Genomic DNA, 24,309 nt, shown 5'->3' with positions numbered 1-24,309 from the left:
AAAAGGGCCTGGAGGTTCACTACAGGCCCTATTAAATCATAGCGCTTAAGCGCGTGCCGCTAGTTTAATCCGGTAGACGATAAACTATGGGTAAAGTGAAGCGGAATTCTTCTTGGCTCATTGTTTCTGGCATCGGTGGGAAGGGGGATGCCGCTTCAATAGCCTTTTGTGACGCGCGGTTTAAGGTAGCGTATTTAGAAGGCTCAATCAGCTGAAGGTCTCGCACATCGCCGTTGCGATCAATCACCAGCTCAACTTGTACGCTACCTTGCTGCTCACGAACGATGGCGCGTTTGGGGTATTTAACGTGTTGGTAGGCCCACTTAACGAGCTTTGAATGATACAGCTGACGATTGAGTAGCGCTTCGGCGGTTAGCTCTGCGGCAATATCTTCCTCACCGTCTAGCTCTTCTTCATCTAGGTCATCGGCGCTAATAATGGCTTGCTCTTGAGCGGCTGGTGCAGGCTCTGGCTCGGGTTGCTCTTCTTCTGGGCTGCCAGTGCCAAGCTGAATATTAGGTTTTTCAATTTGCGGTTGGGCAATAACGGCTTCGGCTGCTGGAGTAAGGCTCGGAGCGCTATCTTGTGCGGCTCTTGGCTCGGGTGTTTCGGGCTCTGGCGTGTTGCTGCTTTGAGCAATGTTAGCACTGGTTTGCTGAGTGCTAACTGCGGCGGCAGGCGTAGATGCTGCAGTGTTATTGGCCTGAACAGATTGTGCCAACTGAACCGTGCGCTCCGGATCAGGATTCAGTGAAACGAAGCGGGCATTGAGATCTTCGTTAACATTGCCGCTCACCAGTAGCTGCGATTTAAAGCTGCTTGAAAAAGGTACCGAGCCTAACCAGCTGTTAAGCAGGGTTTTAAAGAAGCCTTGCTGTTCAATTTCACCCAATTTAATGCCGTTCAGGCTAATTTCGGTGGTACCGCTGCTTTTGCGGTGGATGATAAGGTGATCGCCGGTGCGTAAAGTCCGCTTAATCAGCTTTGAAAAGGCCACCATGGCGTTGGCTTGCTCAGTTAGCACTGAGGGCGGATTGTTGATTGCCATACTCTCAATCCATAGCTTTGCTAGGCTGCGTGAAGAGAGGCGTTTGGCGGTAACTCGCATTTCCATCTTTTGTGGCTCAGTGGAGTTCAAGATCGCCGCCGGATCATTGCCTGTTGAGCCTAGATATAAACCTGCAAGAAAACGTTCTTTGCCTAACTTGTTATAGCTGGCAATACCGTTCAAAAGTTGATCGGCTGAGCTGTTAACGCTTATCCCCAAACACAAAAGTGAGCTTAGCGCATACACTTTGAGGCGGCGTTGCGGGCGAGGGGGCAGAAGCTTGGTCACTGTAGTATCCATTTTATTATTCAATACAGCGGCTTGTCTTATCGGTCGATAGGGCCTTAAACCCGCTGTAATTTATGGGGTGCTCATCATTAAATAACGACTTTGCTTTAGACGACAGACTGTACTGGTTTTTTCTAGGTATTCAAGGAAATATCGCATGTTTTTAATTGCTAGCTTAATGTGACAGCGACTGTACTCGGTTTCGTCCTGCGGCTTTGGCCCGGTACATGGCTTCATCGGCGCGTTTGATCAGCTCGTCAAAGTCTAAATAGGTCTCTTGGTTGCTGCAGCATACCCCTAAACTGGCCGAGATTATAGCGCCTTGCGGGCTCGGGTTGTTGCTGTCGATATTGATATCGGTAATTTTGACGCGAATCCGCTCTGCAACAATAAGAGCCTCACTTAGCTGGGTATTTGGCAGCAGTAACAGAAACTCTTCACCGCCAAAGCGCCCTACAATGTCACTGGGGCGACACTCGTCAATACAGGCTCTAGCTATTTGCGTCAGCACTTGGTCGCCCGTGCTGTGGCCATACTCATCATTTATTTGTTTGAAGTGATCCACATCCAGCATGATGGCGGCAAAGCTATTGGCTCCCTTATTACTTCTGTTGAGCAAGCGTTTGCCTAAACGGTAGAGGTAGCGCCGATTATACAGCGAGGTCAAATGATCGATATGGGCCAGCTCTTGCAAGCGATGCTTATGACGACGTTCACGAATCAAGGCAATGGCCAGTACTATGGCCGATAGCATTAACATGCTAAATGAGGCGTGGATTTGAATATCCGAGACCGCTTGCTCTTCTTGCTTGATAGGCGCCAGGCCATTGAATGCAGAGCACTTTAGACTGTGCATAGAGTTCAGCCACAAAGCCGTGACGTGTGTTGCTTGATCATGCCGGGCCTCAGCTGACTTGAGACCGCCAAGCAAGACCACTAATAACAGTATTTTCACCCTAAGTATCCATATCTTCTACGAGCAGGAGAGCCAGCGGCTTATTAAAATAAGCGCCCTAGGGTGCACAGGCTCAATTCTTGAAGCCCGAGAGGTTTTATATTTCACCCTAAGATTTTTAGCATTAGGCTCTAAAAATCCATTTGTTTGTTGTGATCGAATGGTCGAACACAGCTTGTTGTTAGGCTTTTTAAGTGGTTGATTTTTTTATCATTTGCCTAAACTTTCTGCAGAAATAGCTCTATGAATGAGCCTTAGCTGCACCATAGCACCAAGCTAGGCTCGCAGGTAAGTGTTATGTTATCTAAGGTGACACATGGTTATTATTGTGCCAATAACGCTGAGTTATGTGTGTGTCTTGAGGGCGCTAAGAAAGCTTGCCATGTGTCGCTGGTAAAGGGAGAATATCGCCCCCTTGGGCAGCAAGACCCAAGTTAAATAGCAAGCAATACACTGCCTGAAGTAATCATTAGCAACATAGGGCAGAGCCAAAAACCATAGCAGCGAGTTTTTTATGTCCAGCACGCCAAATTCAGAATTTGTAACTGAACCCAGTGATCAGCGTCGTCAGCAGGTGGCCGAGCAATTACAGGTATTTATCGATGCCGATAAGGTTCGTATTGATGAAGAGTCTTTACAGGGGCATGGCTGTGATTGGACGAAGCTTTACCGGGTGAATCCTCTAGCGATCGTGTTTCCTAAGTCTATCGAGCAGGTCCAGCAATTGGTGCGTTTCGCACGCGATGAAAAAATCGCCTTGGTGCCTTCTGGTGGTCGTACCGGACTAAGCGGCGGTGCCGTTGCGAGCCGGGGTGAAATTGTTGTGTCTTTTGATTATATGAATCAAATGTCAGATTTTAATGCCGTTGACCGCACTGTGGTTTGTCAGCCAGGTGTTATTACTCAACAGTTACAAGATTTTGCTGAAGAGCAGGGTTTGTATTATCCGGTGGATTTTGCCTCAGCGGGCTCTAGTCAAATCGCTGGTAATATTGCCACCAACGCCGGTGGTATTAAGGTGATTAAATACGGTATGACTCGTGATTGGGTTGCCGGTATGAAGGTTGTTACCGGTACTGGTGAGCTGATCGATCTGAATAAAAACTTGCTAAAAAACAATACCGGCTATGATCTGCGCCATTTGTTCGCAGGCTCTGAAGGCACCCTTGGTCTTATTGTAGAAGCCACCATGCGTCTAACTCAGCCACCGAAAGATCTTTCGGTCCTAGTGCTGGGCGTATCTGAGATGTCCGCCATTATGGAGATCTTGCGCGCGTTTCAAAATCGCATGCCTTTAACCGCTTTTGAGTTCTTTTCTGAATCTGGTTGCAAGCTCACCACAGCCCACGGCTTGCAGCGCCCATTTGAATCACAAACGCCCTTTTATGTGCTGATTGAATACGAAAATCAATCCGAGCAAGATGCCGAGACCGCCATGGAAGTATTTGAATACTGTATGGAGCAGGGCTGGGTACTCGATGGTGTTATTTCTCAGAGCGAAAGTCAGGCAGAAAATCTATGGGCCTTGCGAGAAAACCTGGGCGAGTGCTGTGCGCCGTTTACACCTTATAAAAATGATATCTCGGTCACCACCTCGCAAGTGCCAGGCTTCTTAGAAGATATAGATGCGGTGGTCAGTCAGGCTTATCCGGATTTCACCTTGGTATGGTGGGGTCATATTGGTGATGGTAACTTGCACCTCAATATTCTTAAGCCAGAAAATATGGCAAAAGAAGAGTTTTTTGAAAAGTGCCAAGCCGTTAATAAGCAAGTTTTTGAAATTGTTGAGAAGTACCAAGGTTCTATTTCGGCAGAGCACGGTGTTGGCTTGGTGAAGCGCGACTACATTCAATATACCCGCAGTGAGGCTGATGTTGCGCTGATGCAGGGCATTAAGACCGTGTTTGACCCGGATAACATTATGAACCCTGGAAAGATATTTAATTCCTAATCAAAAATAGAGCATTGGTAGCATGCCGGTGCTCTAAGCCTCCCGTTTATGGACATTGAATTTAGCCAAGATAAATCGCGTTTAGACGTAAGTAAGATCCATAGCTTTTTATGTATGGAAAGTAGTTGGGCAAAAGGGATTCCCCTAGAAACGGTTCATACCGCCATTGATAACTCTTTGTGCTTTGCCGCTTTTGAAAACGGCGAGCAGATTGCTTTTTGCCGAGTAATTAGCGATATGGCGACCTTCGCAAATTTGGTTGATGTGATTGTCTGGCCAGATTATCGAGGGCAAGGCTTGGCGGCGGCTTTACTTGAGAGGGTCATCGAGCATCCATCTTTAAAGCAAGTTCGTCGGTTTACCTTGGCCACATCAAATGCCCACGGTCTGTATAAAAAATTGGGTTTTACGCCTTTGTCTAAGCCAGATACCTTTATGGAGCGCTACCGGGCTGATATTTATAGCAGGCTGTAACTATTGCGTAAAAGTATCGCTTATTGCCACCATCTGTGTCGTCAGCTGATACACTGGCTTTTCGAATTTACAAAGATTACTTCAATCGTTAGTTTCTGCCTCGTTATCTGTTGCAAAAAACGAGGTAAATATGAAACTGATCAATACTCTTTTAATGGTTGCTTTAATCGCTTCACCTGTTGCCGCTTGTGCGAGTGAGTCTGTGAATCATAGCGGGCAGGCCAGTAAGCATAGCGTAATGGCGCTAGGGCATGGCTTGCATGCTGGTGTAAAGGTGGCCTCTACAGCTGTTGCAGCACCAGTGGCAATTGTTGGGAGTGCTAGCGTGGCCGCTGGTAGCGTATTAACTGAATCGGCGAAATCTCTTTCTTATAAACCCCATAGTCCTAAGTCTAAAAAGATCAAAAGCAAAGCCGCGCTTGAAGTGAGCGAAACCACCGTCACAGTTGGGCCGGCTCCGAATCAAGCTGTTCAGCGATCCAATTAATAAAAATCGGTTTTAGTGAAGTAAAGAGGTGGTGTATGGCGTTTTATCGTATGTTTTTGCCGCTGTTATTTATCGTGTTTTGCTCTTCTTATACTGTGGCCGGGAGCCAGGCGGATGTGGTTGCTAAATATGAGCCTAAGAGAATTGCTCAATTTGCTAAGCAGGTAGAAAAATATGCCGCGGCTCGAGGCGCACGAGCTTTCATTATTGCAAGGCTTGGGCGCCCAGAAGGCGAGCTGCCTAAAGGCGTGCGTTACACCCATACCGCAGTGGCGATCTACTCAAATATAAAGCTTGCCAATGGTGAGGAGGCGAAGGGTTATGCGATTCATAATTTGTATCAAGTGCCGGCTCAGCCAGAGCGTAGTTACTTGCTGACAGATTATCCGGTGGATTTCTTTTGGGGGGCACAAGAATTAAAGGCCGGTATAGTGATTCCTCGCGAAGAAGTGCAGTCTCGCCTTATTGATTTAATCGATAGCGGTGCAAATAAACGCTTACACAATCCTAAATATTCCCTGATTTCTAATCCGCTAACTCAGCAATATCAAAATTGCACCGAGTACACCTTGGATTTGCTCAATGCAGCCATTTATCAAACGACGGACCTTGATCAGTTAAAGGCCAATACAAGGGCCTACTTTGAGCCCCAAAAGTTGCGCATGAGCAGCTTAAAAATATCTTTAGCTGCGATGTTACGTAAGGAGATTGTGACAAAGGATCATAAAGGGCGCCCTAAAATGGCGACCTTTGGCAGTATTGAGCGGTATTTACAAAAGTATGGCTTAGTTCAGCACTCGCTCACTTTGCAAGAGAATGTCTCGGTTGATTCGTAGCTGGAGTACGAGTGAAATCATAGTGTATGAAAACACTGTTTTCATATTGCTGCTGCAATTGGGGGTGTAGGTTTTTAGGGTATAAGTACAGTAAGTAATTTTTTATGTAGTCTGTGCTTTGCAGTAAGTTTTCAAAGCTATGGTTGATATCACGGATTACTTTTTTTCCCAGTGCCGAGTTGCTGCAGGCGGCGTATCCGATGGGATAGTATGCGCTAAGCTCTTGGATAGGAATGGCAATCAGCTTGTTGTCTGGGTGGTTTTGATTCCAGCGAGTAATAGAGGGCGGGTATTCAATGGTGTAATCAATGCGCCCTTTATCGATAAGGGTAAAAAAGTCGACACCGACATTCGAGCTTTCGCGGATAGAGATTGCTTGTTGGTATTCACTGAAAATGCCGTTGAGCACGTTTCCCATTGAGCGAGAAGGGACGCTGAGCAATAATTCACCTTCCTTAAGCAATTCGCGTAACGAAATGGCTTCATTGTTGCGGTAAAAGCGGTCTTTGGACTTTTCGCTGGCAATAATGTGATGCGGTGTTCCTGTCATATGTGGCTTTGAGTAGATGAGGTGGGGCTTTGGGTTTTTGGGTTTTAGCATGCCCATATGACAGCTGTTGTTCTGGAGCATTAGTCTGTCCATTCTTGCTTGATTAACCAGCGTTGGTTTTTGGTGCCTGTACTGCGGTAGTCTATCGATGATTAGGCTACGTATACGGTCGATCTGCCCTTGGTTTTTATCGTTGCCGGAGGCGATTTCATAGGGCGGGAAGTCGAATTGTAGCCAAAGGATCTCAGGTTTTACCTTATTGCTCTCGGCAAAAACGTAGTTGGAAAGGGCTACAAGTAAAAGGAAGATGCGCTTTAACATAAGAGCTTAATAGTAAGGATATTAAGCTCAGTATAGTCAAAGCTGAGGGGTGACAAGTTACCCGATGTAATTATTTTAGTTATACAGCAAGCTTAGTCACTGTATAACTAGGGTCTATTTTTAAAGCTTGCTTAAATCTGGTAGCTCAGCCATTGGGTTTTCACGTAGTTCTTTTAGCCAGTATAAGGTGCCACCGCATACCGCCGCAGGCAGTACGATAATATTTAATAGTGGGATCATTGCGCCTAGTGTTCCTAGGCCGCCCAAGCCATAAGTGCTGTATTTATTTTTCCAAAGCCTTGCGCGTAAATCCTTAAAGCTTACCTTGTGGTTATCAGCAGGGTAATCCACATACTGAACTGAAATGGTCCAGATGGCCCAAGCGAAGCTCAGTATTGGCACCAATAAATTCAGCAGTGGAATAAAGGATAAGGCTAGCAGACATAGCATGACCGCAAGGCCGCGGGTGATGAAATACCAGAGCTTGCCCATTTCCCGCCAGATGGTACGGGGAATCATTTGTGATAGTGGCTCACCTTCAATGGATTCGCCGGTTACCAACTCTTCCACTTTCTCAGCTAGGACACCATAAAACGGCGCGGCGATAATATTGGTGAGTAGGCTAAAGCTGTAACCGTAAATCAATAAGACCATAACAACGGCAATACCCACTAATATATTGGCTAAAAAGCTTAACCAATCGGGCAGAAAGTCCGTCAGCCATTGAGTGGCAGCAGTAAACTGCGCAAACAGTGCCGCGGTGGTCAGCATAAAGATGACAATATTGACCAATATAGGAATCAGTACAAAGATTCTGAGTTTGGGGTGCAGCATTAAGCGGGCGCCATTTAATAGGTAATTGGCGCCGCTTTGTACATTGTTGATACCGGCTGTAGCAGCTACGGGTGAGTTCATAGGGCTCAAATCCTTAATTCACTAGTTCAACTTAGACGATGAAAGCCGGCAAACAGAGGTGTTTATTGCGCGCCGTGTGCCTTGAGGCTGCTAGCGTACTGAGCGGCTTGCTTATGATCAGCAATGAGCTGTAATAGACTCTCGCCATCGTTATTGGCGGCATTGATATCGCGACCATCGGCAATAAACATATCTAAAAATGTAGAGAAATTCTCGGCTTTCATGCCGCGATAGGCTTTCTCTAGCAAATGAAAATCGGCATTGATGCCAGCAGGGGCCTCAAAGTCTAGGAAGGTACGAATGCGGGCATCATCAAAGACTTCGCCCAGTACTTTTTGTTTGTCTTTTTTTAAGCTCATGGCTATTGCTCTCAATTTCAATTATCGACACGGCGGTGATTACGAGGCCGTGGTAGCCCCGTAATTAGGACGGGCTTAAAGTAGCTCGTCCAGTTTCTTTAATAAAATTTCATTAATCGCTTTCGGGTTGGCTTGGCCTTTGGAAGCTTTCATGATTTGCCCAACAAAATAACCCAGCATTTTCGGGCGCTTGTCAGCATCGGCATTACGGTAGTTATCCACCTGCTTTGGGCTATTGGCAATGACTTCGTCTGCCATTTGCTCAAGTGCACCGGTATCAGAAACCTGCTTTAAGCCTTTCGCTTCAATCACCGCATCGGCGCTATCGCCTTCGCCATTCCAAATTGCTTCGAAGACATCTTTAGCAATTTTGCTGGAGATCGTATCGTCTTTAATACGGCTGATTACACCGGCTAGCTGCTCGGCATTCACTTTACTTTGGCCAATGCTCAGCTCTTCAGTATTCAGCTTGCCGGCCAAGTCGCCCATGACCCAGTTGGCGACAAGCTTAGCATCGCCGCAGGCTTTGGTGGCCGCTTCAAAGTAGGCCGCCATAGCCATATCGCCACTCAAAATATCGGCGTCGTAATCGGATAGCTGGTATTCGGCTTTAAAACGTTCGCAGCGAGCTTCTGGTAGCTCTGGCATATCATTGCGAATGGCATCAATGTAGTCGTCATCCAATTCAACCGGTAGCAAATCTGGGCATGGGAAGTAGCGGTAATCGTTAGCTTCTTCTTTGCTGCGCATAGAGCGAGCCACTTTGGTGTCGCCGTTATATAAACGAGTTTCCTGAACGATTTCACCGCCGTTTTCCAGCACATCAATTTGACGTTCAACTTCCAGCAAAATGGCTTCTTCCATAAATTTGAAAGAGTTGAGGTTTTTGGTTTCGGTGCGGGTGCCAAGTTCTTCCTGACCTTTCGGGCGTACCGAAACGTTGACGTCAAAGCGCATAGAACCTTGCGACATTTCACCATCACAAATGCCCAATGAAGTCACAATAGAGTGCAGCTTCTTGGCAAAGGCCACGGCCTCTTCGGCGTTGCTCATATCCGGCTCGGATACAATTTCAATCAAAGGAGTGCCGGCGCGGTTCAAGTCGATACCACTCATACCATGGAAATCTTCATGCAAAGATTTACCCGCATCTTCCTCTAAGTGCGCGTGGTGAATACGAACGGTTTTAGTGCGATCTTCGCTTAAATTTAATTCCACCTGACCAGCACCAACGATCGGCTGCTCTAACTGAGTGGTTTGATAGCCTTTGGGCAAATCAGGGTAAAAATAGTTTTTACGCTCGAAAAAAGAACGCTTGCCAATTTCAGCATCAATCGCCAAGCCAAACATAATGGCGTAGCGATAAGCCTGCTCGTTAACGACTGGTAAAGTACCTGGCATGGCCAAATCAATGGCACAGGCCTGGGTGTTAGGCTCGGCACCAAAGGCGGTGCTGGCACCAGAAAAGATTTTGGTTTTAGTGGCCAGCTGCACATGCACTTCTAGGCCAATCACTGTTTCCCATTGCATTATGTCAACTCCTTAAGCCACGTTCGGGGCGGTTTGGCGGTGGTGGTCGGTTTCTTGCTGGTACTGGTGGGCCAAGTTCAGCAATTGACCTTCGCGCCAGTAGTTGGCGGTTACCTGTAAACCAACGGGTAAGCCGTCGACAAAACCACATGGAATTGAAATGCCCGGCAAGCCCGCGAGGTTGGTTGCCGTGGTGTAAATATCTTCTAGGTACATGGACACTGGGTCTTTGTTTAAGCTGCCCAGTTCATAGGCGGTAGAAGTCGCCGTTGGGCCCATGATTACATCCACTTCTTCAAAGGCGTTCATAAAGTCTTGCTTAATTAAGCGACGAACTTTTTGCGCCTTGCTGTAGTAAGCATCGTAGTAGCCGGCCGATAGGGCATAGGTACCCACCAAAATACGGCGCTTAACTTCTTCACCAAAACCTTCGCTGCGTGAGCGCTTATACAGATCCATTAAATCGGCTGGGTTTTCACAGCGGTGGCCATAACGTACGCCATCAAAACGTGAAAGGTTAGCTGAACACTCAGCCGGTGCAATCACGTAGTAGGCCGGTACTGCTAAGGAATTATGGGGCAGGGTGATATCTTTAATGGTGGCGCCCATAGCTTCAAACTGTTTGATAGCGGCCTGAATTTTCTCGGCGACTTGTGGGTTTAAGCCTTCGCCGAAATATTCTTTGGGTACACCAATACGCAAGCCTGCGAGTGGTTTGTCCAATAGTGCACTGTAGTCTTCGATAGGGTGATCCATGCTGGTGGAATCTTTGCTGTCGAAGCTGGCCATGGCCTGCATCATGATGGCGCAGTCTTCAGCATTACGAGCGATTGGGCCGCCTTGATCAAGACTTGAAGCAAAGGCGATCATGCCCCAGCGTGATACGCGACCGTAAGTTGGCTTAAGGCCGGTTACACCGCATAGAGACGCAGGCTGGCGAATTGAGCCGCCGGTATCTGTTGCAGTAGCCGCTGGAGTTAATAAAGCGGCGACCGCTGCTGCCGAACCACCAGAGGAGCCACCCGGTACACGGCTGGTATCCCATGGGTTTTTAACCGCGCCATAAAAGCTGGATTCATTGGTTGAGCCCATGGCGAACTCATCCATATTGGTTTTGCCTAGGCTTACCGCGCCCAAGCGGTTGAAGTTTTCAACCACGGTGGCGTTATAAGGCGGCACAAAGTTATCCAACATTTTTGAGCCACAAGAGGTCTTAATGCCGTCGGTGCAAAATATATCTTTGTGGGCCATTGGCACGCCGCACAATAGCGAATCATCACCTTGGGCAATGCGCGCGTCGGCGTCTTTGGCCTGAGCCAGAGCTTGGTCTGCGGTAACGGTGATATAGCTGTTATAGGCGGGGTCGAGTTTTTGGATACGATCCAAATAATGCTGGGTAAGCTCGACACTGCTGAATGATTTGTCGCGTAGGCCCCGAGCCAGCTCGCGAATGGTCAGTTGATGCATAGTGAATCCTAATCTGAAAGCGGCTGCTAATTAATCGATTACCTTAGGTACTAGGTATAAGCCTTCTTCGGCTTCGGGCGCGATGGCTTGGAATTGCTCGCGCACATTCTCTTCGCTCACTTCGTCTTTGCGCAGGCGCTGCATGGCGTCCTGGGGGTGAGCCATCGGAGCAATGCCGTCGGTGTTGGCATTTTGCAGCTGATCGACCAAGCCTAGGATGCCGTTGATGCTTTCGGCGACTTCGCTGGCCGTCGTTTCGTTAATGTCCAAACGGGCCAAGTTGGCCAGTTTGGCGATATCTGATTGATCCACGTAAGGACTCCAAATATTGGGCAATGAATACGCTATATGGGGTTGGCTTTGGGAATGCCAAGGCTGACCCCGCAAAACCCCCTATTGTGCCAGATTAGCGTCGATATACCGAGCCTTGCTTGTTAATTTCTCCGGTGAATTTCTAAGTCCTGATATAAGGTGGCGTTAGGGGACTAATACATTGAGTGGAATATCCTGGAATTCGGGGCGAAAAAATGCTCAATTTCTGTCTTCTTGCAGAGAAAAAGGCGCTATAGGCCAATTGTTCCTTGCTCTGGACTGCGACCATTGATAGAGTGCGGCAATCGTGGGCGTCGTCTATCTTCGCCTAAGATTGGCACGAAAATGACGGCTAAATTAAGTGCTTGGCTGGGTGGTTTATTTGCAGGCTTTGAGCAAGTTCAAAATCACTCTGGGGAGCGCCTAGATAAGGCTCTTTTTTAGCCCGCATTACGGTATTTGAAATATCTGAAGTTAGTGCGTGAAACAGAATATTTGAGTGGCTAGTGACCCACAAAAGCCCAGCGCTTTGTGAGCCGTTTGGCAGTCTTAGCGTAAGACTGGGAACTACTGGCTGCAAGCAGACTCAATCTGCTAATAATGTAAAAAATTAAAGACTATAAAAGGTGTAGACAGCCCATGTTAAAAGGCCTTCGCGGAATGTTTTCCAACGATTTATCCATCGATTTGGGAACAGCGAATACCCTCATCTATGTGCGAGAGCGGGGAATAGTATTGGATGAGCCTTCAGTAGTGGCCATCCGTCAGCACAATGGACAAAAGATCGTAGAGGCTGTTGGGGTTGAAGCAAAGCGTATGTTGGGTCGTACACCTGGCAATATTACCGCTATCCGCCCATTAAAAGACGGTGTTATCGCCGACTTCCAAGTGACTGAGAAAATGCTTCAGCACTTTATTAAGAAGGTCCATGAGAATAACTGGTTTCAACCAAGCCCGCGCGTTTTGGTTTGCGTGCCTTGTTTATCTACCGAGGTTGAGAAACGAGCCATTCGTGAATCGGCGCTCGGTGCTGGTGCCCGTGAAGTTCGCCTAATAGAAGAGCCAATGGCTGCGGCCATAGGTGCGGGCTTAAAGGTAGAAGAAGCCAGCGGTTCAATGGTTGTGGATATCGGTGGTGGTACCACTGAGATTGCCATTATCTCTTTGAACGGTGTGGTTTACTCTGATTCTGTGCGTGTTGGTGGTGACCGCTTCGATGAGGCTATCGTCAATTATGTGCGTCGCAACTACGGCAGCGTTATTGGTGATGCGACTGCTGAGCGTATCAAACAAGAAGTGGGTTGTGCTTACGCCGGTAGCGAAGTGCGCGAAATCGACGTTCGTGGTCGTAACTTGGCCGAAGGTGTGCCGCGTAGCTTCACTTTGAATAGCGATGAGATTTTAGAGGCCCTGCAAGAGACCCTTGCGGGTATTGTGCAGTCGGTGAAATCGGCTCTTGAGCAATCGCCGCCTGAATTGGCTTCTGATATTGCTGAAAGCGGTATTGTACTCACCGGTGGTGGTGCATTGTTGCGTGATTTGGATCGCTTGTTGGCCGAGGAAACTGGCCTACCGGTGATTGTGGCTGAAGATCCTCTTACTTGCGTTGCTCGCGGTGGCGGTAAAGCCATGGAGCTGATGGATAGCCGCAATATTGATTTGCTGTCTAGCTAAGCTAGCGGTAACAGTAGCCCGACGCTAAGGTGTCGGGCTTTTTGGTTTAGGGCCGCTGCGCCCTGTTTGATCGTTGCCCGAAAGATTTCATTGTTGGGCGTTTAGGATAGGACCACGGCCATAAAACCACTATTTAACAAAGGCCCATCCAAGGCATTGCGTGCATTTGTGCTGGCGCTAATCGCCGTCGCTCTCATTATTGCCAGTCGCTTTTTTAGCCCCTCTATTGAACCTGTCAAAGAAAAGCTTGATGGCTTTGCTTTGGGTTTTTATTGGATTACCGATTTACCGAATCGCTTCAGTAATTGGCTGGATGATTCGCTGGTATCCCGTGAAGAGTTGTTGGAAGAGAATCGTTCTCTAAAGGGCGAGCGTTTAATTTTACAGCGTAAATTACAGCAGTACGCTACCTTGGCCGCCGATAATGCTCGCCTGCGTCAATTGATGAACTCTGCAGAGTTGGTGCAAGACCGTGTATTAATCGCTGAGCTAATCGGTGTATCGCCAGACCCTACTGAGCAGGTTGTGGTGGTCAATAAGGGGAGTGAGCAGGGCGTTTTCGTTGGCCAGCCTTTATTGGATGCTTACGGTTTAATGGGGCAGGTGATTGAGGTAAACCCCTATTTTAGCCGTGTGCTTTTGATCACTGATGCTAGCCATGCGCTTTCTGTGCAAATTAATCGCAACGGTGTTCGTGCTGTTGCGGAAGGCACTGGTGATCTTTACGAGCTTAAGCTTCGCCATGTATCCAACACGGTTGATGTCAAAGTGGGCGACCTTTTGGTGAGTTCTGGTTTGGGGCAACGTTTCCCGGTGGGCTACCCCGTTGCTGATGTTGTTTCCATTCTGCATGACCCTGGTAAATCTTTCGCGACAGTGATTGCGCGACCAAAAGCCCAGCTTAATCGCAGTCGTCATGTCTTGTTAGCCTTTAGCGGCCAGCGTAATGAGGATCGCCCTTAATGGAGGGTGGCAAGCTCAATAATAGTTGGCTAATTGGTTTTAGTTTTCTTGTTGCTCTAGTATTGATGGTGTATCCATTGCCTCTTGATTGGCGCTGGTTGCGTCCAGAGTTGATGTGCTTGCTGGTGATTTATTGGGTATTGCGCTTTCCTCAATTACTGGGGGTGGGCATGGCCTTTGTGTTGGGCTTGGTGCAAGATGTGGTGCAGGGCAGTTTGCTGGGGCAGCATGCGTTGGCTTTGGTGGTCACTATTTATATCACCCAGTTAAGTATTCACCGTTTGCGGACCTATGGCACCATTCAGCAGATGATGTGGATCTTTGCGCTGGTGGCGATGCATGAATTATTTTTGTACTGGGTTTCGATGTTGTTAGGGCGCGAAGCGCTATTCGCCTACTTCTGGGCGCCTGCTTTAATCTCTGCGTTTATCTGGCCTTTGTTAAGCCATGGCTTGGATCGCCTATGTTGGGTGATGCGGCTTGGGGTTTGAGTTGGTTTTTCTTTGCTCGCCTCTCAAGATCTTTTTGGCCAATGTTGAACAGTGTATTTGTTCCATTGGGTAGCTGTTAAGTCGGGCCGATTTCAGCCCTTGCTATGACTGTCCTGGAACACGCTTAAACCATCCGAGGGCGCTCGACTTCGCAGCGTCCATGCTGCTCCACGGTTCCTGGCCAGTCATAGCAAGGGCTAAAATCTACAACGTGGTTCTAAATCTTTTGAAATCAAGACTTTTAACAGCGCTTTGGTGAGGCTAGTGTGAGCAAAGAGTAAGTCGTGGGTTGCTCTCTACTAAGGCCAGCCTATTTCAGTAAAGTGATATGGATATTGCTATTCGGGCATTAGTTGTTAAACCCTAAGGATAGTTTGTGGGTTGGGCTGTAAGTTGAATGTTCGGGCCGTGCGAAACCATTGTTTGAGCTTGCTTTATGGTCGTTTTTACAGAGATTGCTGATCTAAATGAAACCACTATTGCAGGTTTTAGCCCTGATAGCTCTTGGCCAGGAACCGTAGAGCAGCATGGACGCTGCGAAGTCGAGCGCCCTTGGATGGTTTGAGCGTGTTCCAGGACAAGAGCTATCAGGGCTAAAAACGGTCAGACCTGCACTACCTTAAACAATAACTGAAACCCAGATAATTAGCCCCGTACCTCCCTAATAAATAAAGAGTTTTCAGAATTGTTAAGGCTAAGCGTTTTAGCCCCCTGGCTGTTATACTTCAGCTCTATTTAGCGGCATTTTAAGGGCCTACGGATAATGGCTGGGAATTCTCTCATTTTGGCATCTCAATCGCCCAGGCGCGCAGAGTTACTGCAGCAAATTGGCGTGCCATTTCGCCGCCAAAGTGCCGATATTGATGAAACCCCCTTGGCAAAAGAGGCAAGCTTAGATTATTTGCGCCGCATGGCCATTGCCAAAGCGCGAGCGGTGCAAGCTGGACTCGGCCGAGAGGAAAATGCCAGCAGCGTGATTTTAGCCGCTGATACGATTGGCGACCTAGATGGCGAAATATTGGTCAAACCGAAAGATCGCGCAGACTCCCTAGCCATGTTAAAGCGCATGTCCGGGCGTAGTCATACGGTAGTAACCGGTGTTTGCGTGCTCTGGGGGGATAAATGTGACTATGTTGAGGTCAAAACCCAAGTGAGCTTTCGCCAATTAAGCGAGGCTGAAATTTTACGCTACTGGGAAAGTGGTGAGCCCCAAGACAAAGCCGGCAGCTATGCCATACAGGGTCTAGGGGCAGTCTTTGTAGAAAGCATTCAAGGCAGTTACAGCAATGTGGTGGGTTTGCCACTGAGCGAAACCGCCAATTTATTACAGCAAGCGGGTGTGCATATCTGGCAAGCTGCTAGCGAATAAAACTTAGGCTGTAATAAAGTAAGCAGTATCAAGAAGAGGGTCCGGGTAGCCTAACTGCGATTATTAAAAATTACCCCGGAATTTAAAGTATAAGGAAGCGCTGTGAGCGAAGAATTACTGGTCAATGTATCACCCACAGAAACCCGAGTAGCCTTGGTTGAAAACGGCTTTGTGCAAGAAGTGCATATCGAACGTACCCAGGCAAAAGGTTATGTCGGTAATATTTATAAAGGCAAGGTCGTGCGAGTTTTACCTGGCATGCAGGCCGCCTTTGTAGAGATTGGATTAGAGCGAGCAGGCTTTATCCACGCGGCCGATATTGCGCCATTAGATGAAGATGGAATGGAAGAGCGCGGTGCGGAAGTGGCCGATATTCGCTCGCTTGTGCGTGAAGGCCAAGAGCTTATCGTGCAAGTAACCAAAGATCCCATTAGTAGCAAAGGTGCGCGCTTAACGACTCACCTTTCTGTATCGGCGCGCTTCTTGGTCTATATGCCGTTCACCCGCCACACTGGAATATCTACTCGAATTGAAGATGATGCTGAGCGTGATCGCCTAAAGAACTTAGTGCAGGAAGTCGACGCCGATATTCGCAAGGAAGAAGAGGGTGGCTTTATTGTTCGCACCGTTGCAGAAGGTGTGAACAAAGAAGAAATCGCTGCCGATATTATTTTCCTTTATCGTCTTTGGAAAGATCTTAGCAAAAAAATTAAAGAACAAAAGGCACCGGCGGTTGTACATGAAGATTTACCGCTATTTATGCGCACCTTACGAGATTTGGTTAAACCCGATCTGGAAAAACTAAGAATTGATTCCCGTGAAGTCTACGGCAAGATGCGCGAATTTGCCGAAGACTATGCGCCCGAGATATTTGAAAAAATCGAACACTATCCCGGCGAACGTCCACTGTTTGATCTTTACAGTGTCGAAGAAGAGATTCAGCGTGCGCTGGGTGAAAAGGTTCCGCTAAAGTCGGGTGGTTATTTAATCATCGAGCAGACCGAAGCCATGGTGACTATCGATGTGAATACCGGAGCTTTTGTTGGTCATCGAAATTTAGAAGAAACCATCTTTAAAACCAATCTTGAAGCAGCAACAGCAATTGCTCGCCAACTGCGCCTGCGAAATCTTGGTGGCATCATCATAATCGACTTTATCGATATGCATGATTCGGAGCATCAGCGCCAAGTTTTGCGTACCCTAGAAAAAATGTTAGAGCGTGATAACACCAAAACCAGCTTAACTGGTGTGTCAGAGCTTGGACTTGTGGAAATGACCCGCAAGCGCACCCGTGAATCTCTCGGCCAAAGCTTATGTGTGCCTTGCCCGGTTTGTGAGGGGCGTGGCACCTTAAAGTCACCAGAGACGGTCTGCTATGAAATTTTCCGTGAAATCTTACGTGAAGTGCGAGCCTACAATACCGAAGAGATTGTGGTCTTGGCTTCGCAGCTGGTGATTGATCGACTTCTTGATGAAGAGTCGTCCAATGTAGCGGACCTGGAAGAATTTATTGGTCGAACGATTAAGTTCAAGGTAGAGGCCATTTATCACCAGGAACAGTACGATATTATTTTGGTTTAACGTTTGAAAACATCCTGGACCCGTAGTTTCGCCCGCCGCTTTTGGGGTTTATGTGCGGCAATCGTGATCAGCTTGGCTTTACTAGTCCAAGCTGGGCGCTTCCTATTGCCCATGATCAACGATCATCGCGATGATATAGCCGATGTACTGGGTGAGCAGCTAGGCGTGCAAGTCAGTATTGCCAATATCGAAGGGCGCTGGTTAGGCATGCGCCCTGAGATTACCGTGGAAGGCTTAACGTTGCGCAATAAACGCAACGAACAAGTGTTAGCGGTAGATTCGGTCTATACCCAATTTGATTTGTTACGTTCTCTTTTTAATTGGCGCTTGGCCTGGTCAGATTTTCGCGTCGATGATGTGACCGTGGCGCTTCAGCAATTTAATGATGGCCAAATCTATTTGCGAGGTGTGGTACCGAGCGAAAAAGACGCCCCTGAAGCTGAAACTTTAAGCCCACTGGAATTACTGCTGCTGCGCGGGCGTGTTGAGCTATCGGCGGTTAAAATTGAGTTTCATCCCCTGCAGGGTGAAAGCAGCACCTGGCAGCTGCCGGAAGCGGTAATGGAGAATACCCAGAGCTTTCACCGCTTAAAGGCGCAGCTTAATAGCGCTGGCCGCCCACTGATGAAATTTGTTTTTGAAGGTGAAGGTGACCCACGAGACCGAGAGACATTTTTAGCCAGCTCTTATTTAGAATTAAACCACGTAAAAATATCTGAGCTTGCTGAGCAGTTTAGCGGTGCAGCTTGGGAGCAATTTCCACAGCGTGAACAGCTGCAAGACGTTGCGCTTACCGGCAAACTTTGGACCGTGAAATTGCCGGGCAGCTTTATGGAAATGCGCGGTAGCTTGCAGTCCGATGGTGGCCGATCGCCATTACCTGAAGTGGCCAAAATGGATATCTCTGGCCTAATGAATAGCACTGGTCAATGGCAGCTATCTTTGCAAAATGTGCATGGCAAGTTTTCGGATTTTGAATTGCCTGAGCCTTTAAATATTGGTTTGGAATTCGGCGACTCTACTCCGCTTGCATTGCGCAGCTCCAGAATTGATATCGGTTATTGGTATCGCCTAGCGGTAAAGCATAATTGGATTCCTGAAGGCGAACTACAGGATGTCTTAGCGAGCCTTAATCCAGCAGGCCATCTCAACAATGTTTATTTGCGCTTGGGTAAAGACATCGCCAAGGATTTCCTGCTACAGGCGAACATCGAGCAAATATCGGCTGGTGCCTGGCAGGGGGCGCCTGCGGTAAGTGGCGTGGATGGCTATGTAGAAACCAGCGCTAAGCGCGGCTTTGTCGATATTGATTCGCAAAATGGCTTTTCTATGCACTACACAACCGTCTATGACGATGCTCAGCGCTTTGAAACCATGAAGGGGCAGGTGCAGTGGGTGCTGGATCGCGATGCAAATAGCATCTACGTAAATAGCGGCCAGCTCAGTATGCAACAAGGGGAAACCCAGGTTCTTGGTGCCATGCAGCTGTTTACGCCTTGGTTCGCTGATACTGTTCCCAGTGATCTAACCCTATTTATTGGTTTGCGTAATGACAAAGTCAGTAACTACCCTAAATACCTTCCAACCGTTGTTGCCGATTCTCTCAAAAAATTTTTAGTGGATGCAAAAGGTGAGGGTGAGTTGCGTAATGGCGCCTTTATCTATCGCGGTGGTTTAAAGGCATCGCTCGATAAAACCTATACCACACAGTTGGCTCTCGATTTGGCAGATGTGTCGCTAAACTATATGGAAGGTTGGCCACGTTTGAGTGAGGTTGATACGAGGCTAGAAGTCGACGGGCGTTTTTTACATGCTACTGCCGATTCTGGGCAAAGTATGGGCTTGACTTTAAGTGGTATCCAGGTTGATTTGGAAGATAACCCTGAGGCGCAGGGCGATCGTATTAATGTGAAGGCCCGCTTTAAAGGCCAAGGTCAGCAGGGTTTCGATTTTCTGTTAAATAGCCCAATTGCCAGTAGCCAAGCTGAGGACTTTCAATTCTGGGAGCTGCATGGCCCTTTAACGGGCGATGTTGATTTGCAGATCCCTTTGTCTCTGAGTGAAAACCGCGGCGCTAAATATGATATTAATGCCAATTTAAACAATGCCGAGCTGTATATCCCCGAGCTGGCTCTGCATTTTGAAAAGCTCAATGCCAAACTTAAATACGATTTAAAACGCGGACTGCACGGTAATAATTTGCAGGCAAGCTTATGGGGACAAAGCATTGAGGCCAAATTAGAAAGCACTGCACAAAATACTGCTCTAAGTTTTGACAGTCAGCTCGCGATCGAGCCGTTAGCACAATGGATGAATATTCCCGGCTTGCTAATGGCCGAGGGCAAAACGGCAGTAAAAGGTAAGCTTAGCTTGCCGAGTACCTTTGTGAGGGGGGCAGAGCAGCAAAGCCCTAATCAATTGGAGCTGGCGACATCACTGCAAGGCATCGCGATAAACTTGCCTGCGCCTTATGGTAAAGCCGCAGAGCAAGCGCGCCAAACTAACATCACTATTCCTATACAAGGCAAAGAAGAGCTGATAGCTAATAAGGTACATGAGCAGCTTCATTTACAGTACGCATTGGCTAGGGATGTTACTGATGGCGAAGAGAATTCCACTTCGGTAAATTCCGACTCGCTGGTTTTATCGATACGTAAACACCTTGATGGCGAAAGTTTGGCCCTGGGCTTAAATGGAGTGCTACCACAGACCCGTGCCGGACAGGGTTTGATCAGCGGTGAATTGCAAACGCTAGATATCGAGCCCTGGCTGAGCATTGTTGATGATTATCGCGCGGCGCAAACTCGCTATGCAGAGCTGCGAGTGCCAAACCAAGCCGGCAATCAATTACCAGAACAAGAAGCCATTCCTGTTGATTTAGAGATCAAAGTTAAAGCGCTAAATTTAGCCGGCTTTAACATTCCTAATATTGAGTTACAGGCTGGCCAAACCCAACAGGGACTTTTACTGAACGCCAAAAGTGAGATGTTGACCGGTAGTATCGAATACTTCGATAGTCAGCGTCCATTGGATGTCCGCATCGCTCACCTAAATTTGCCTGAGCTTGCTGACAGTGAAGAATCGGCAGACTCAACAGCCCAAGAGGAGCCTCTGCAATTAATAGCGGATGATTCCAATAATTGGGATTTCAGCGGTTTTCCCCACACTCAGGTGCACATTGAAAATTTACGTTATGGCGCTAGGGCGCTAGGTGGTTGGCGTTTTCAAATTCAAGCCGGCGAAGAGCGCGGTTTACTCGTTGATCGTATTTTTGGTGAGCTAGGGGATATCAAAGTCTCTGGTGATATAGAGCAAGTAGAGGGGGCCGATGCCATGGCGGCTGCAGACCCTGGTGCGAGCTTAAACTGGTCGGGTGGTTATATTTCCAATAGTGAATTGCTGGCCAGAATTCAATTTAAAGACATTAATACCCTAAGCCAGCAATGGCAAATGCCAAGCATTTTAGAATCCGAGTCGGCAGAGTTTCGATTGGCCATGAATTGGCCCGGTAGCCCAATGGATTTCGATTCACGCCTTATCGCCGGCAGCTTAGATCTTGGTATTCAAAATGGCCGTTTCTTCCAATCGGCCGGGGCCGGTGGTAATGCAGTATTGCGCTTGTTAAGTGTTTTGAATTTCGATACCTGGGTGCGCCGCTTACGCCTTGATTTTGCTGACTTATACAAAGAAGGCATGGTGTTTGATTCGGTTAATGGTCATATCGATTTCCAGCAGCAAGAGCTGCTGATTCAAGAGCCGATTATCGTTAAAGGGCCAACAAGTCGCTTACAGTTTGCTGGCAAAATTGACTGGGAAGAAGAGAGCCTCGACACCAGCTTGGTGGCTACCTTGCCGGTGGGGAACAATGTCGCACTTGCTACCGGCCTGCTAGTAAACTGGCCGGCTGCGGTAGGAGTTTATGTGGCCAGCAAGTTGTTCTCTAATCAAGTGGATAAAGTGGCCAGCGTCAGTTATTCCATGACCGGTAGCTGGGATGACCCAAAGATGGAGTTTGAACGCTTATTTGATTCAAAAGCGGCTAAAGATGCCGGGGAGAAGGTTGCCGAAGAGGTGGGGCACAAGGAAGCGCAAATTGAAGCTCAGCTATTACCTCAACAAGAGCCACAGCGCTCACCTCAACAAGAGCCTCAGCGCTCATCTCAGAAAGAGCCTCAACAAAAACCTCAGCAAGAAGCGCAAGAACAAATACCCGCTACAGAAGAGCCAAAATAATTATGCCTAATAGCAACTGGCAAAGCCTCAAGCTTGGTTTGGTACAAATGGTCTCGGTCAAACCCCTAGAGCAAAACCTGGCAGCGGCAGAGCGACAAATTTGCGCTTGTGCTGAGCAGGGTGCAGAGCTTGTGGTACTGCCAGAAATGTTTGCCATCTTTGGCGGCGGCGATCAGTTGGCAGCGGGGCAGGCTGAGGCAAATAGCGGGGGGCCATTACGTAGCTTTCTAGCTGAGATGGCGGCTCGTTACAGTGTCTATTTGGTAGGCGGTTCTATTCCATGTACAGCGGCTAATGAATACGCTAATGCGCCGGCTTTAAGTGCTGAACAAGCGAGGGTTTACGCCGCTTGCTTCGTTTACGATTCAACAGGCCAAGAGATTGCACGCTACGATAAAGTGCATTTATTTGATGCCAATGTTAACGATGCCCAAGGCCAATATCGAGAATCTGATACCTTTGCTCCTGGGTTAAAGCCGCAGTGTTTTGATAGCCCTTGGGGCAAAATCGGCTTAGCGATTTGTTACGACTTACGCTTTCCAGAGTATTTTCGTTGCCTGGCGGAGCAAGGCTGTGAGTTGGTCTTGGTCCCGGCGGCATTTACCTATGCCACCGGGCGGGCACATTGGGATTTATTGCTAAAAGCCCGCGCCGTAGAAAATCAGTGCTTTGTCGCTGGCGCAGCGCAAGGCGGTGAGCACAGTAAGCGACGTTCTACCTGGGGGCATAGTTGCGCTATTAATCCTTGGGGAGAGCCTTTAGCCAGCTTAGATCGCGGAGAGGGTGCATTGCTAATAGAGTTGCAGCGCCAGCAGCTCGTAGAGGTTCGCGCCGCATTGCCAGCACTAGCAAATCGCCGCTTAGGTATTTAAGCCCTGCGATACATTTGTGAAGATATTGTCCAGCTTTTGAAAAACAGCAGCGCTTGCCCTTTGGTAGGCTAAGCCTATAGAAATAGGGAGGCTATACCATGAAACATACTTCTTTTGCTTTACTACTGCCCTTGATGGCCAGCGCACTTATTGCTTGCAATGAGGCTAATGGCGATCAAGCGCCGATGGCTGTTAAAAGCGCTGAACAAGCGCCCGCCCTGCAACAGCTTATTGATAAGGGTGAGGATTTGACCCAAGTACCTAAATCGGTATGGAAAAAGATTTTGCCGCGTGAGCAATATAAAATTCTTTGGGAAGCCGATACTGAAAGACGCTTCACTAATGAAGAGATGGGCAAAGGTAAAACAGGTACTTTTGTCAGTGCGGCATGCCAAATCCCGGTTTTCCGATCTGAACACAAATACGATTCTGGCACCGGCTGGCCAAGCTTTTGGGAAGCCAATAAAGACAATATCGTACTGAAGACCGATTACAGCTGGGGCATGAAGCGCACCGAAATTCTCAGCAAATGTGGTGAGCACCTTGGGCATGTCTTTAATGATGGCCCGGCACCAACCGGTAAGCGTTATTGTATTAATTCTTTGGCCTTACGCTTTGTCCCTGACGAGGTGAAAAACAGCTCTCCTGCCATTGCGGCGCCAACAAGCAGCAGCCTAAAAGCTGAATAAAAACAGCACTTTCAAAATTCTCGACTTGATCTAGAACAAGTTTTTTACAGTTAGCGATGAATCAAAAGCCTACAAAAGTAGGCTTTTTTTCAAAAAACTGTCAAAAGCAGTTTTTTGTTAATCTGGATCAAGTCTTTGGGAAGCTCAATATTGTTCAATAGCCTCAACAAGTAAACGGGTGCACAAACAAAGCGCCCTTGTCGAGGAAGAGAGAGTAATTATGAAAGCTACCCTAAAACCATTGACTTTAGCTGCTGCAATCGCAGCCTGTGTTGTTGGCACTCAAGCACACGCTTATGAAGCGGGTGACTTTATTGTTCGCGCTGGTGTAACCACTGTTGCTCCAGATGGCGATAGCACTCAGGTTTATGCGGGTGGCAACTCTTTGGGCGCCGATTCTGGTGTTGATGTAGATAACGACACTCAGTTGGGTTTAACTTTCACTTACATGCTAGATAAAGCATGGGGTGTTGAAGTTCTAGCGGCAACTCCATTCTCTCATGATGCGTCTGGTGAAGGCTCTTTCTTGAATGGCGCAGGCATTGGCTCTGTAGCGGATACCAAACAACTACCACCAACTGTATCTGCGGTTTACTACTTCAACTCTGACAGTGCTTTCAAGCCATATGTTGGTCTTGGTTTGAACTACACCATCTTCTTTGATGAAGAGGGCGGCTCTAACTTGGAAGCGGTGACTGGCGATCTTGATGTTGATCTTGATGACTCTTGGGGTTTGGCTGCTCAAGTAGGTTTCGATCTAGACCTAGGCGATAACCTATTGTTGAACGCCTCAGTTCGTTATATTGATATCGACACCGAAGCTACTTTGACGGTTAAGAACTCTGACAATGCGTTAAGCCTGCCAGCTGGTACTCGAATTACTACTGATGTAGATATCGATCCAATGGTTTACTCTGTAATGATTGGTTATAAGTTCTAAGAAC

22 protein-coding genes are annotated in these 24,309 nt (G+C 47.8%); 14 read left to right on the top strand and 8 right to left on the bottom strand.

Going from position 1 to position 24,309, the window contains the following annotated elements; all coding sequences use genetic code 11:
- Positions 1–64: 64 nt before the first annotated feature.
- Together Q1A41_RS11820 and Q1A41_RS11815 are read right to left on the bottom strand one after the other, a co-directional pair.
- Complete coding sequence (locus tag Q1A41_RS11820) at positions 65–1,336, bottom strand: TonB family protein (protein WP_299979015.1); 1,272 nt, start codon at positions 1,334–1,336, stop codon at positions 65–67.
- 175 nt (positions 1,337–1,511) lie between these two features.
- Positions 1,512–2,192 carry a GGDEF domain-containing protein gene (locus Q1A41_RS11815; protein ID WP_299979012.1) on the bottom strand — a complete coding sequence of 227 codons (681 nt, stop codon included), beginning with the start codon at positions 2,190–2,192 and terminating at the stop codon, positions 1,512–1,514.
- Positions 2,193–2,805: 613 nt separating this feature from the next.
- Between Q1A41_RS11815 and Q1A41_RS11810 the strand changes: the two genes are divergently transcribed.
- From Q1A41_RS11810 to Q1A41_RS11795, 4 genes are all read left to right on the top strand, one after another.
- Positions 2,806–4,242, top strand: a complete 1,437-nt coding sequence (locus Q1A41_RS11810) for an FAD-binding oxidoreductase (protein ID WP_299979009.1) — start codon at positions 2,806–2,808, stop codon at positions 4,240–4,242.
- Between the two features lie 48 nt (positions 4,243–4,290).
- Positions 4,291–4,716 carry a GNAT family N-acetyltransferase gene (locus Q1A41_RS11805; protein ID WP_299979006.1) on the top strand — a complete coding sequence of 142 codons (426 nt, stop codon included), beginning with the start codon at positions 4,291–4,293 and terminating at the stop codon, positions 4,714–4,716.
- Between the two features lie 130 nt (positions 4,717–4,846).
- Positions 4,847–5,203, top strand: coding sequence for a hypothetical protein (locus Q1A41_RS11800; protein WP_299979003.1), 357 nt, complete (start codon positions 4,847–4,849; stop codon positions 5,201–5,203).
- Positions 5,204–5,238: 35 nt separating this feature from the next.
- A complete protein-coding gene (locus Q1A41_RS11795) occupies positions 5,239–6,039 on the top strand; it encodes a DUF2145 domain-containing protein (RefSeq protein WP_299979000.1) in 801 nt (266 codons plus the stop codon).
- Here the strand turns inward: Q1A41_RS11795 and Q1A41_RS11790 are convergent.
- The 6 genes from Q1A41_RS11790 to gatC all read right to left on the bottom strand — a co-directional run bounded on the left by Q1A41_RS11790 (position 6,005) and on the right by gatC (position 11,493).
- Positions 6,005–6,910, bottom strand: a complete 906-nt coding sequence (locus tag Q1A41_RS11790; RefSeq protein WP_299978997.1) for a hypothetical protein — start codon at positions 6,908–6,910, stop codon at positions 6,005–6,007. The genes Q1A41_RS11795 and Q1A41_RS11790 overlap by 35 nt on opposite strands.
- A gap of 120 nt (positions 6,911–7,030) precedes the next feature.
- Positions 7,031–7,825, bottom strand: a complete 795-nt coding sequence (cysZ, locus tag Q1A41_RS11785) for a sulfate transporter CysZ (RefSeq protein ID WP_299978994.1) — start codon at positions 7,823–7,825, stop codon at positions 7,031–7,033.
- 62 nt (positions 7,826–7,887) lie between these two features.
- Entirely contained in the window at positions 7,888–8,184 is a 297-nt protein-coding gene (locus Q1A41_RS11780) for a PA4642 family protein (RefSeq protein ID WP_299978991.1), read from the bottom strand.
- A gap of 75 nt (positions 8,185–8,259) precedes the next feature.
- Positions 8,260–9,714 carry an Asp-tRNA(Asn)/Glu-tRNA(Gln) amidotransferase subunit GatB gene (gatB, locus tag Q1A41_RS11775; RefSeq protein ID WP_299978987.1) on the bottom strand — a complete coding sequence of 485 codons (1,455 nt, stop codon included), beginning with the start codon at positions 9,712–9,714 and terminating at the stop codon, positions 8,260–8,262.
- Positions 9,715–9,726: 12 nt separating this feature from the next.
- Positions 9,727–11,181 carry an Asp-tRNA(Asn)/Glu-tRNA(Gln) amidotransferase subunit GatA gene (gatA, locus tag Q1A41_RS11770; protein ID WP_299978984.1) on the bottom strand — a complete coding sequence of 485 codons (1,455 nt, stop codon included), beginning with the start codon at positions 11,179–11,181 and terminating at the stop codon, positions 9,727–9,729.
- A gap of 30 nt (positions 11,182–11,211) precedes the next feature.
- Entirely contained in the window at positions 11,212–11,493 is a 282-nt protein-coding gene (gatC, locus tag Q1A41_RS11765) for an Asp-tRNA(Asn)/Glu-tRNA(Gln) amidotransferase subunit GatC (protein WP_299773346.1), read from the bottom strand.
- A 639-nt stretch (positions 11,494–12,132) separates the two neighbouring features.
- On the opposite strand from gatC, the gene Q1A41_RS11760 reads away from it, so the two are divergent.
- The 10 genes from Q1A41_RS11760 (at position 12,133) to Q1A41_RS11715 (ending at position 24,305) form a co-directional block, all read left to right on the top strand.
- Positions 12,133–13,167 (top strand): rod shape-determining protein, encoded by a 1,035-nt coding sequence (locus Q1A41_RS11760; RefSeq protein WP_299773344.1) that lies wholly within the window; start codon positions 12,133–12,135, stop codon positions 13,165–13,167.
- Between the two features lie 120 nt (positions 13,168–13,287).
- The gene (gene mreC, locus Q1A41_RS11755) at positions 13,288–14,130 is read left to right on the top strand and encodes a rod shape-determining protein MreC (protein WP_299773641.1); all 843 of its coding nucleotides are present in this window, start codon (positions 13,288–13,290) and stop codon (positions 14,128–14,130) included.
- On the top strand, positions 14,130–14,621 hold the full coding sequence (gene mreD, locus Q1A41_RS11750; protein WP_299978981.1) for a rod shape-determining protein MreD: 492 nt from the start codon (positions 14,130–14,132) through the stop codon (positions 14,619–14,621). The genes mreC and mreD overlap by 1 nt, the downstream gene beginning before the upstream one ends.
- Positions 14,622–15,057: 436 nt before the next feature.
- Positions 15,058–15,186, top strand: coding sequence for a hypothetical protein (locus Q1A41_RS11745; protein ID WP_299978977.1), 129 nt, complete (start codon positions 15,058–15,060; stop codon positions 15,184–15,186).
- Between the two features lie 198 nt (positions 15,187–15,384).
- Positions 15,385–15,990: a Maf family protein gene (locus tag Q1A41_RS11740; protein ID WP_299978974.1), complete on the top strand. Its 606-nt coding sequence runs from the start codon at positions 15,385–15,387 to the stop codon at positions 15,988–15,990.
- A 102-nt stretch (positions 15,991–16,092) separates the two neighbouring features.
- Positions 16,093–17,571, top strand: a complete 1,479-nt coding sequence (gene rng / locus Q1A41_RS11735; protein ID WP_299978971.1) for a ribonuclease G — start codon at positions 16,093–16,095, stop codon at positions 17,569–17,571.
- 3 nt (positions 17,572–17,574) lie between these two features.
- Positions 17,575–21,804: a DUF3971 domain-containing protein gene (locus Q1A41_RS11730; RefSeq protein ID WP_299978968.1), complete on the top strand. Its 4,230-nt coding sequence runs from the start codon at positions 17,575–17,577 to the stop codon at positions 21,802–21,804.
- Positions 21,805–21,806: 2 nt separating this feature from the next.
- The gene (locus Q1A41_RS11725) at positions 21,807–22,676 is read left to right on the top strand and encodes a carbon-nitrogen hydrolase family protein (RefSeq protein ID WP_299978965.1); all 870 of its coding nucleotides are present in this window, start codon (positions 21,807–21,809) and stop codon (positions 22,674–22,676) included.
- Positions 22,677–22,774: 98 nt separating this feature from the next.
- Complete coding sequence (msrB, locus tag Q1A41_RS11720; RefSeq protein WP_299978962.1) at positions 22,775–23,365, top strand: peptide-methionine (R)-S-oxide reductase MsrB; 591 nt, start codon at positions 22,775–22,777, stop codon at positions 23,363–23,365.
- 220 nt (positions 23,366–23,585) lie between these two features.
- Complete coding sequence (locus Q1A41_RS11715; protein ID WP_299978959.1) at positions 23,586–24,305, top strand: OmpW family outer membrane protein; 720 nt, start codon at positions 23,586–23,588, stop codon at positions 24,303–24,305.
- The last annotated feature ends 4 nt before the right edge of the window (positions 24,306–24,309 follow it).

The organism is uncultured Pseudoteredinibacter sp., from assembly GCF_947502065.1.
Taxonomy (GTDB): domain Bacteria; phylum Pseudomonadota; class Gammaproteobacteria; order Pseudomonadales; family Cellvibrionaceae; genus Pseudoteredinibacter.
Note: the sequence above shows the minus strand (reverse complement) of the source record. Positions and strands in the feature narration are given on the sequence as shown.

What these genes read in the sequence shown, in the direction of transcription:
- Q1A41_RS11800 (WP_299979003.1), top strand. Translation starts at nt 4,847, where the DNA reads ATGAAACTGATCAATACTCTTTTAATGGTTGCTTTAATCGCTTCACCT.
- gatA (WP_299978984.1), bottom strand. Translation starts at nt 11,181, where the DNA reads ATGCATCAACTGACCATTCGCGAGCTGGCTCGGGGCCTACGCGACAAA.
- Q1A41_RS11715 (WP_299978959.1), top strand. Translation starts at nt 23,586, where the DNA reads ATGAAAGCTACCCTAAAACCATTGACTTTAGCTGCTGCAATCGCAGCC.
- Q1A41_RS11795 (WP_299979000.1), top strand. Translation starts at nt 5,239, where the DNA reads ATGGCGTTTTATCGTATGTTTTTGCCGCTGTTATTTATCGTGTTTTGC.
- Q1A41_RS11790 (WP_299978997.1), bottom strand. Translation starts at nt 6,910, where the DNA reads ATGTTAAAGCGCATCTTCCTTTTACTTGTAGCCCTTTCCAACTACGTT.
- Q1A41_RS11725 (WP_299978965.1), top strand. Translation starts at nt 21,807, where the DNA reads ATGCCTAATAGCAACTGGCAAAGCCTCAAGCTTGGTTTGGTACAAATG.
- mreD (WP_299978981.1), top strand. Translation starts at nt 14,130, where the DNA reads ATGGAGGGTGGCAAGCTCAATAATAGTTGGCTAATTGGTTTTAGTTTT.
- gatB (WP_299978987.1), bottom strand. Translation starts at nt 9,714, where the DNA reads ATGCAATGGGAAACAGTGATTGGCCTAGAAGTGCATGTGCAGCTGGCC.
- cysZ (WP_299978994.1), bottom strand. Translation starts at nt 7,825, where the DNA reads ATGAACTCACCCGTAGCTGCTACAGCCGGTATCAACAATGTACAAAGC.
- Q1A41_RS11760 (WP_299773344.1), top strand. Translation starts at nt 12,133, where the DNA reads ATGTTAAAAGGCCTTCGCGGAATGTTTTCCAACGATTTATCCATCGAT.
- Q1A41_RS11805 (WP_299979006.1), top strand. Translation starts at nt 4,291, where the DNA reads ATGGACATTGAATTTAGCCAAGATAAATCGCGTTTAGACGTAAGTAAG.
- Q1A41_RS11810 (WP_299979009.1), top strand. Translation starts at nt 2,806, where the DNA reads ATGTCCAGCACGCCAAATTCAGAATTTGTAACTGAACCCAGTGATCAG.
- Q1A41_RS11740 (WP_299978974.1), top strand. Translation starts at nt 15,385, where the DNA reads ATGGCTGGGAATTCTCTCATTTTGGCATCTCAATCGCCCAGGCGCGCA.
- Q1A41_RS11815 (WP_299979012.1), bottom strand. Translation starts at nt 2,192, where the DNA reads ATGCACAGTCTAAAGTGCTCTGCATTCAATGGCCTGGCGCCTATCAAG.
- msrB (WP_299978962.1), top strand. Translation starts at nt 22,775, where the DNA reads ATGAAACATACTTCTTTTGCTTTACTACTGCCCTTGATGGCCAGCGCA.
- Q1A41_RS11745 (WP_299978977.1), top strand. Translation starts at nt 15,058, where the DNA reads ATGGTCGTTTTTACAGAGATTGCTGATCTAAATGAAACCACTATTGCA.
- Q1A41_RS11780 (WP_299978991.1), bottom strand. Translation starts at nt 8,184, where the DNA reads ATGAGCTTAAAAAAAGACAAACAAAAAGTACTGGGCGAAGTCTTTGAT.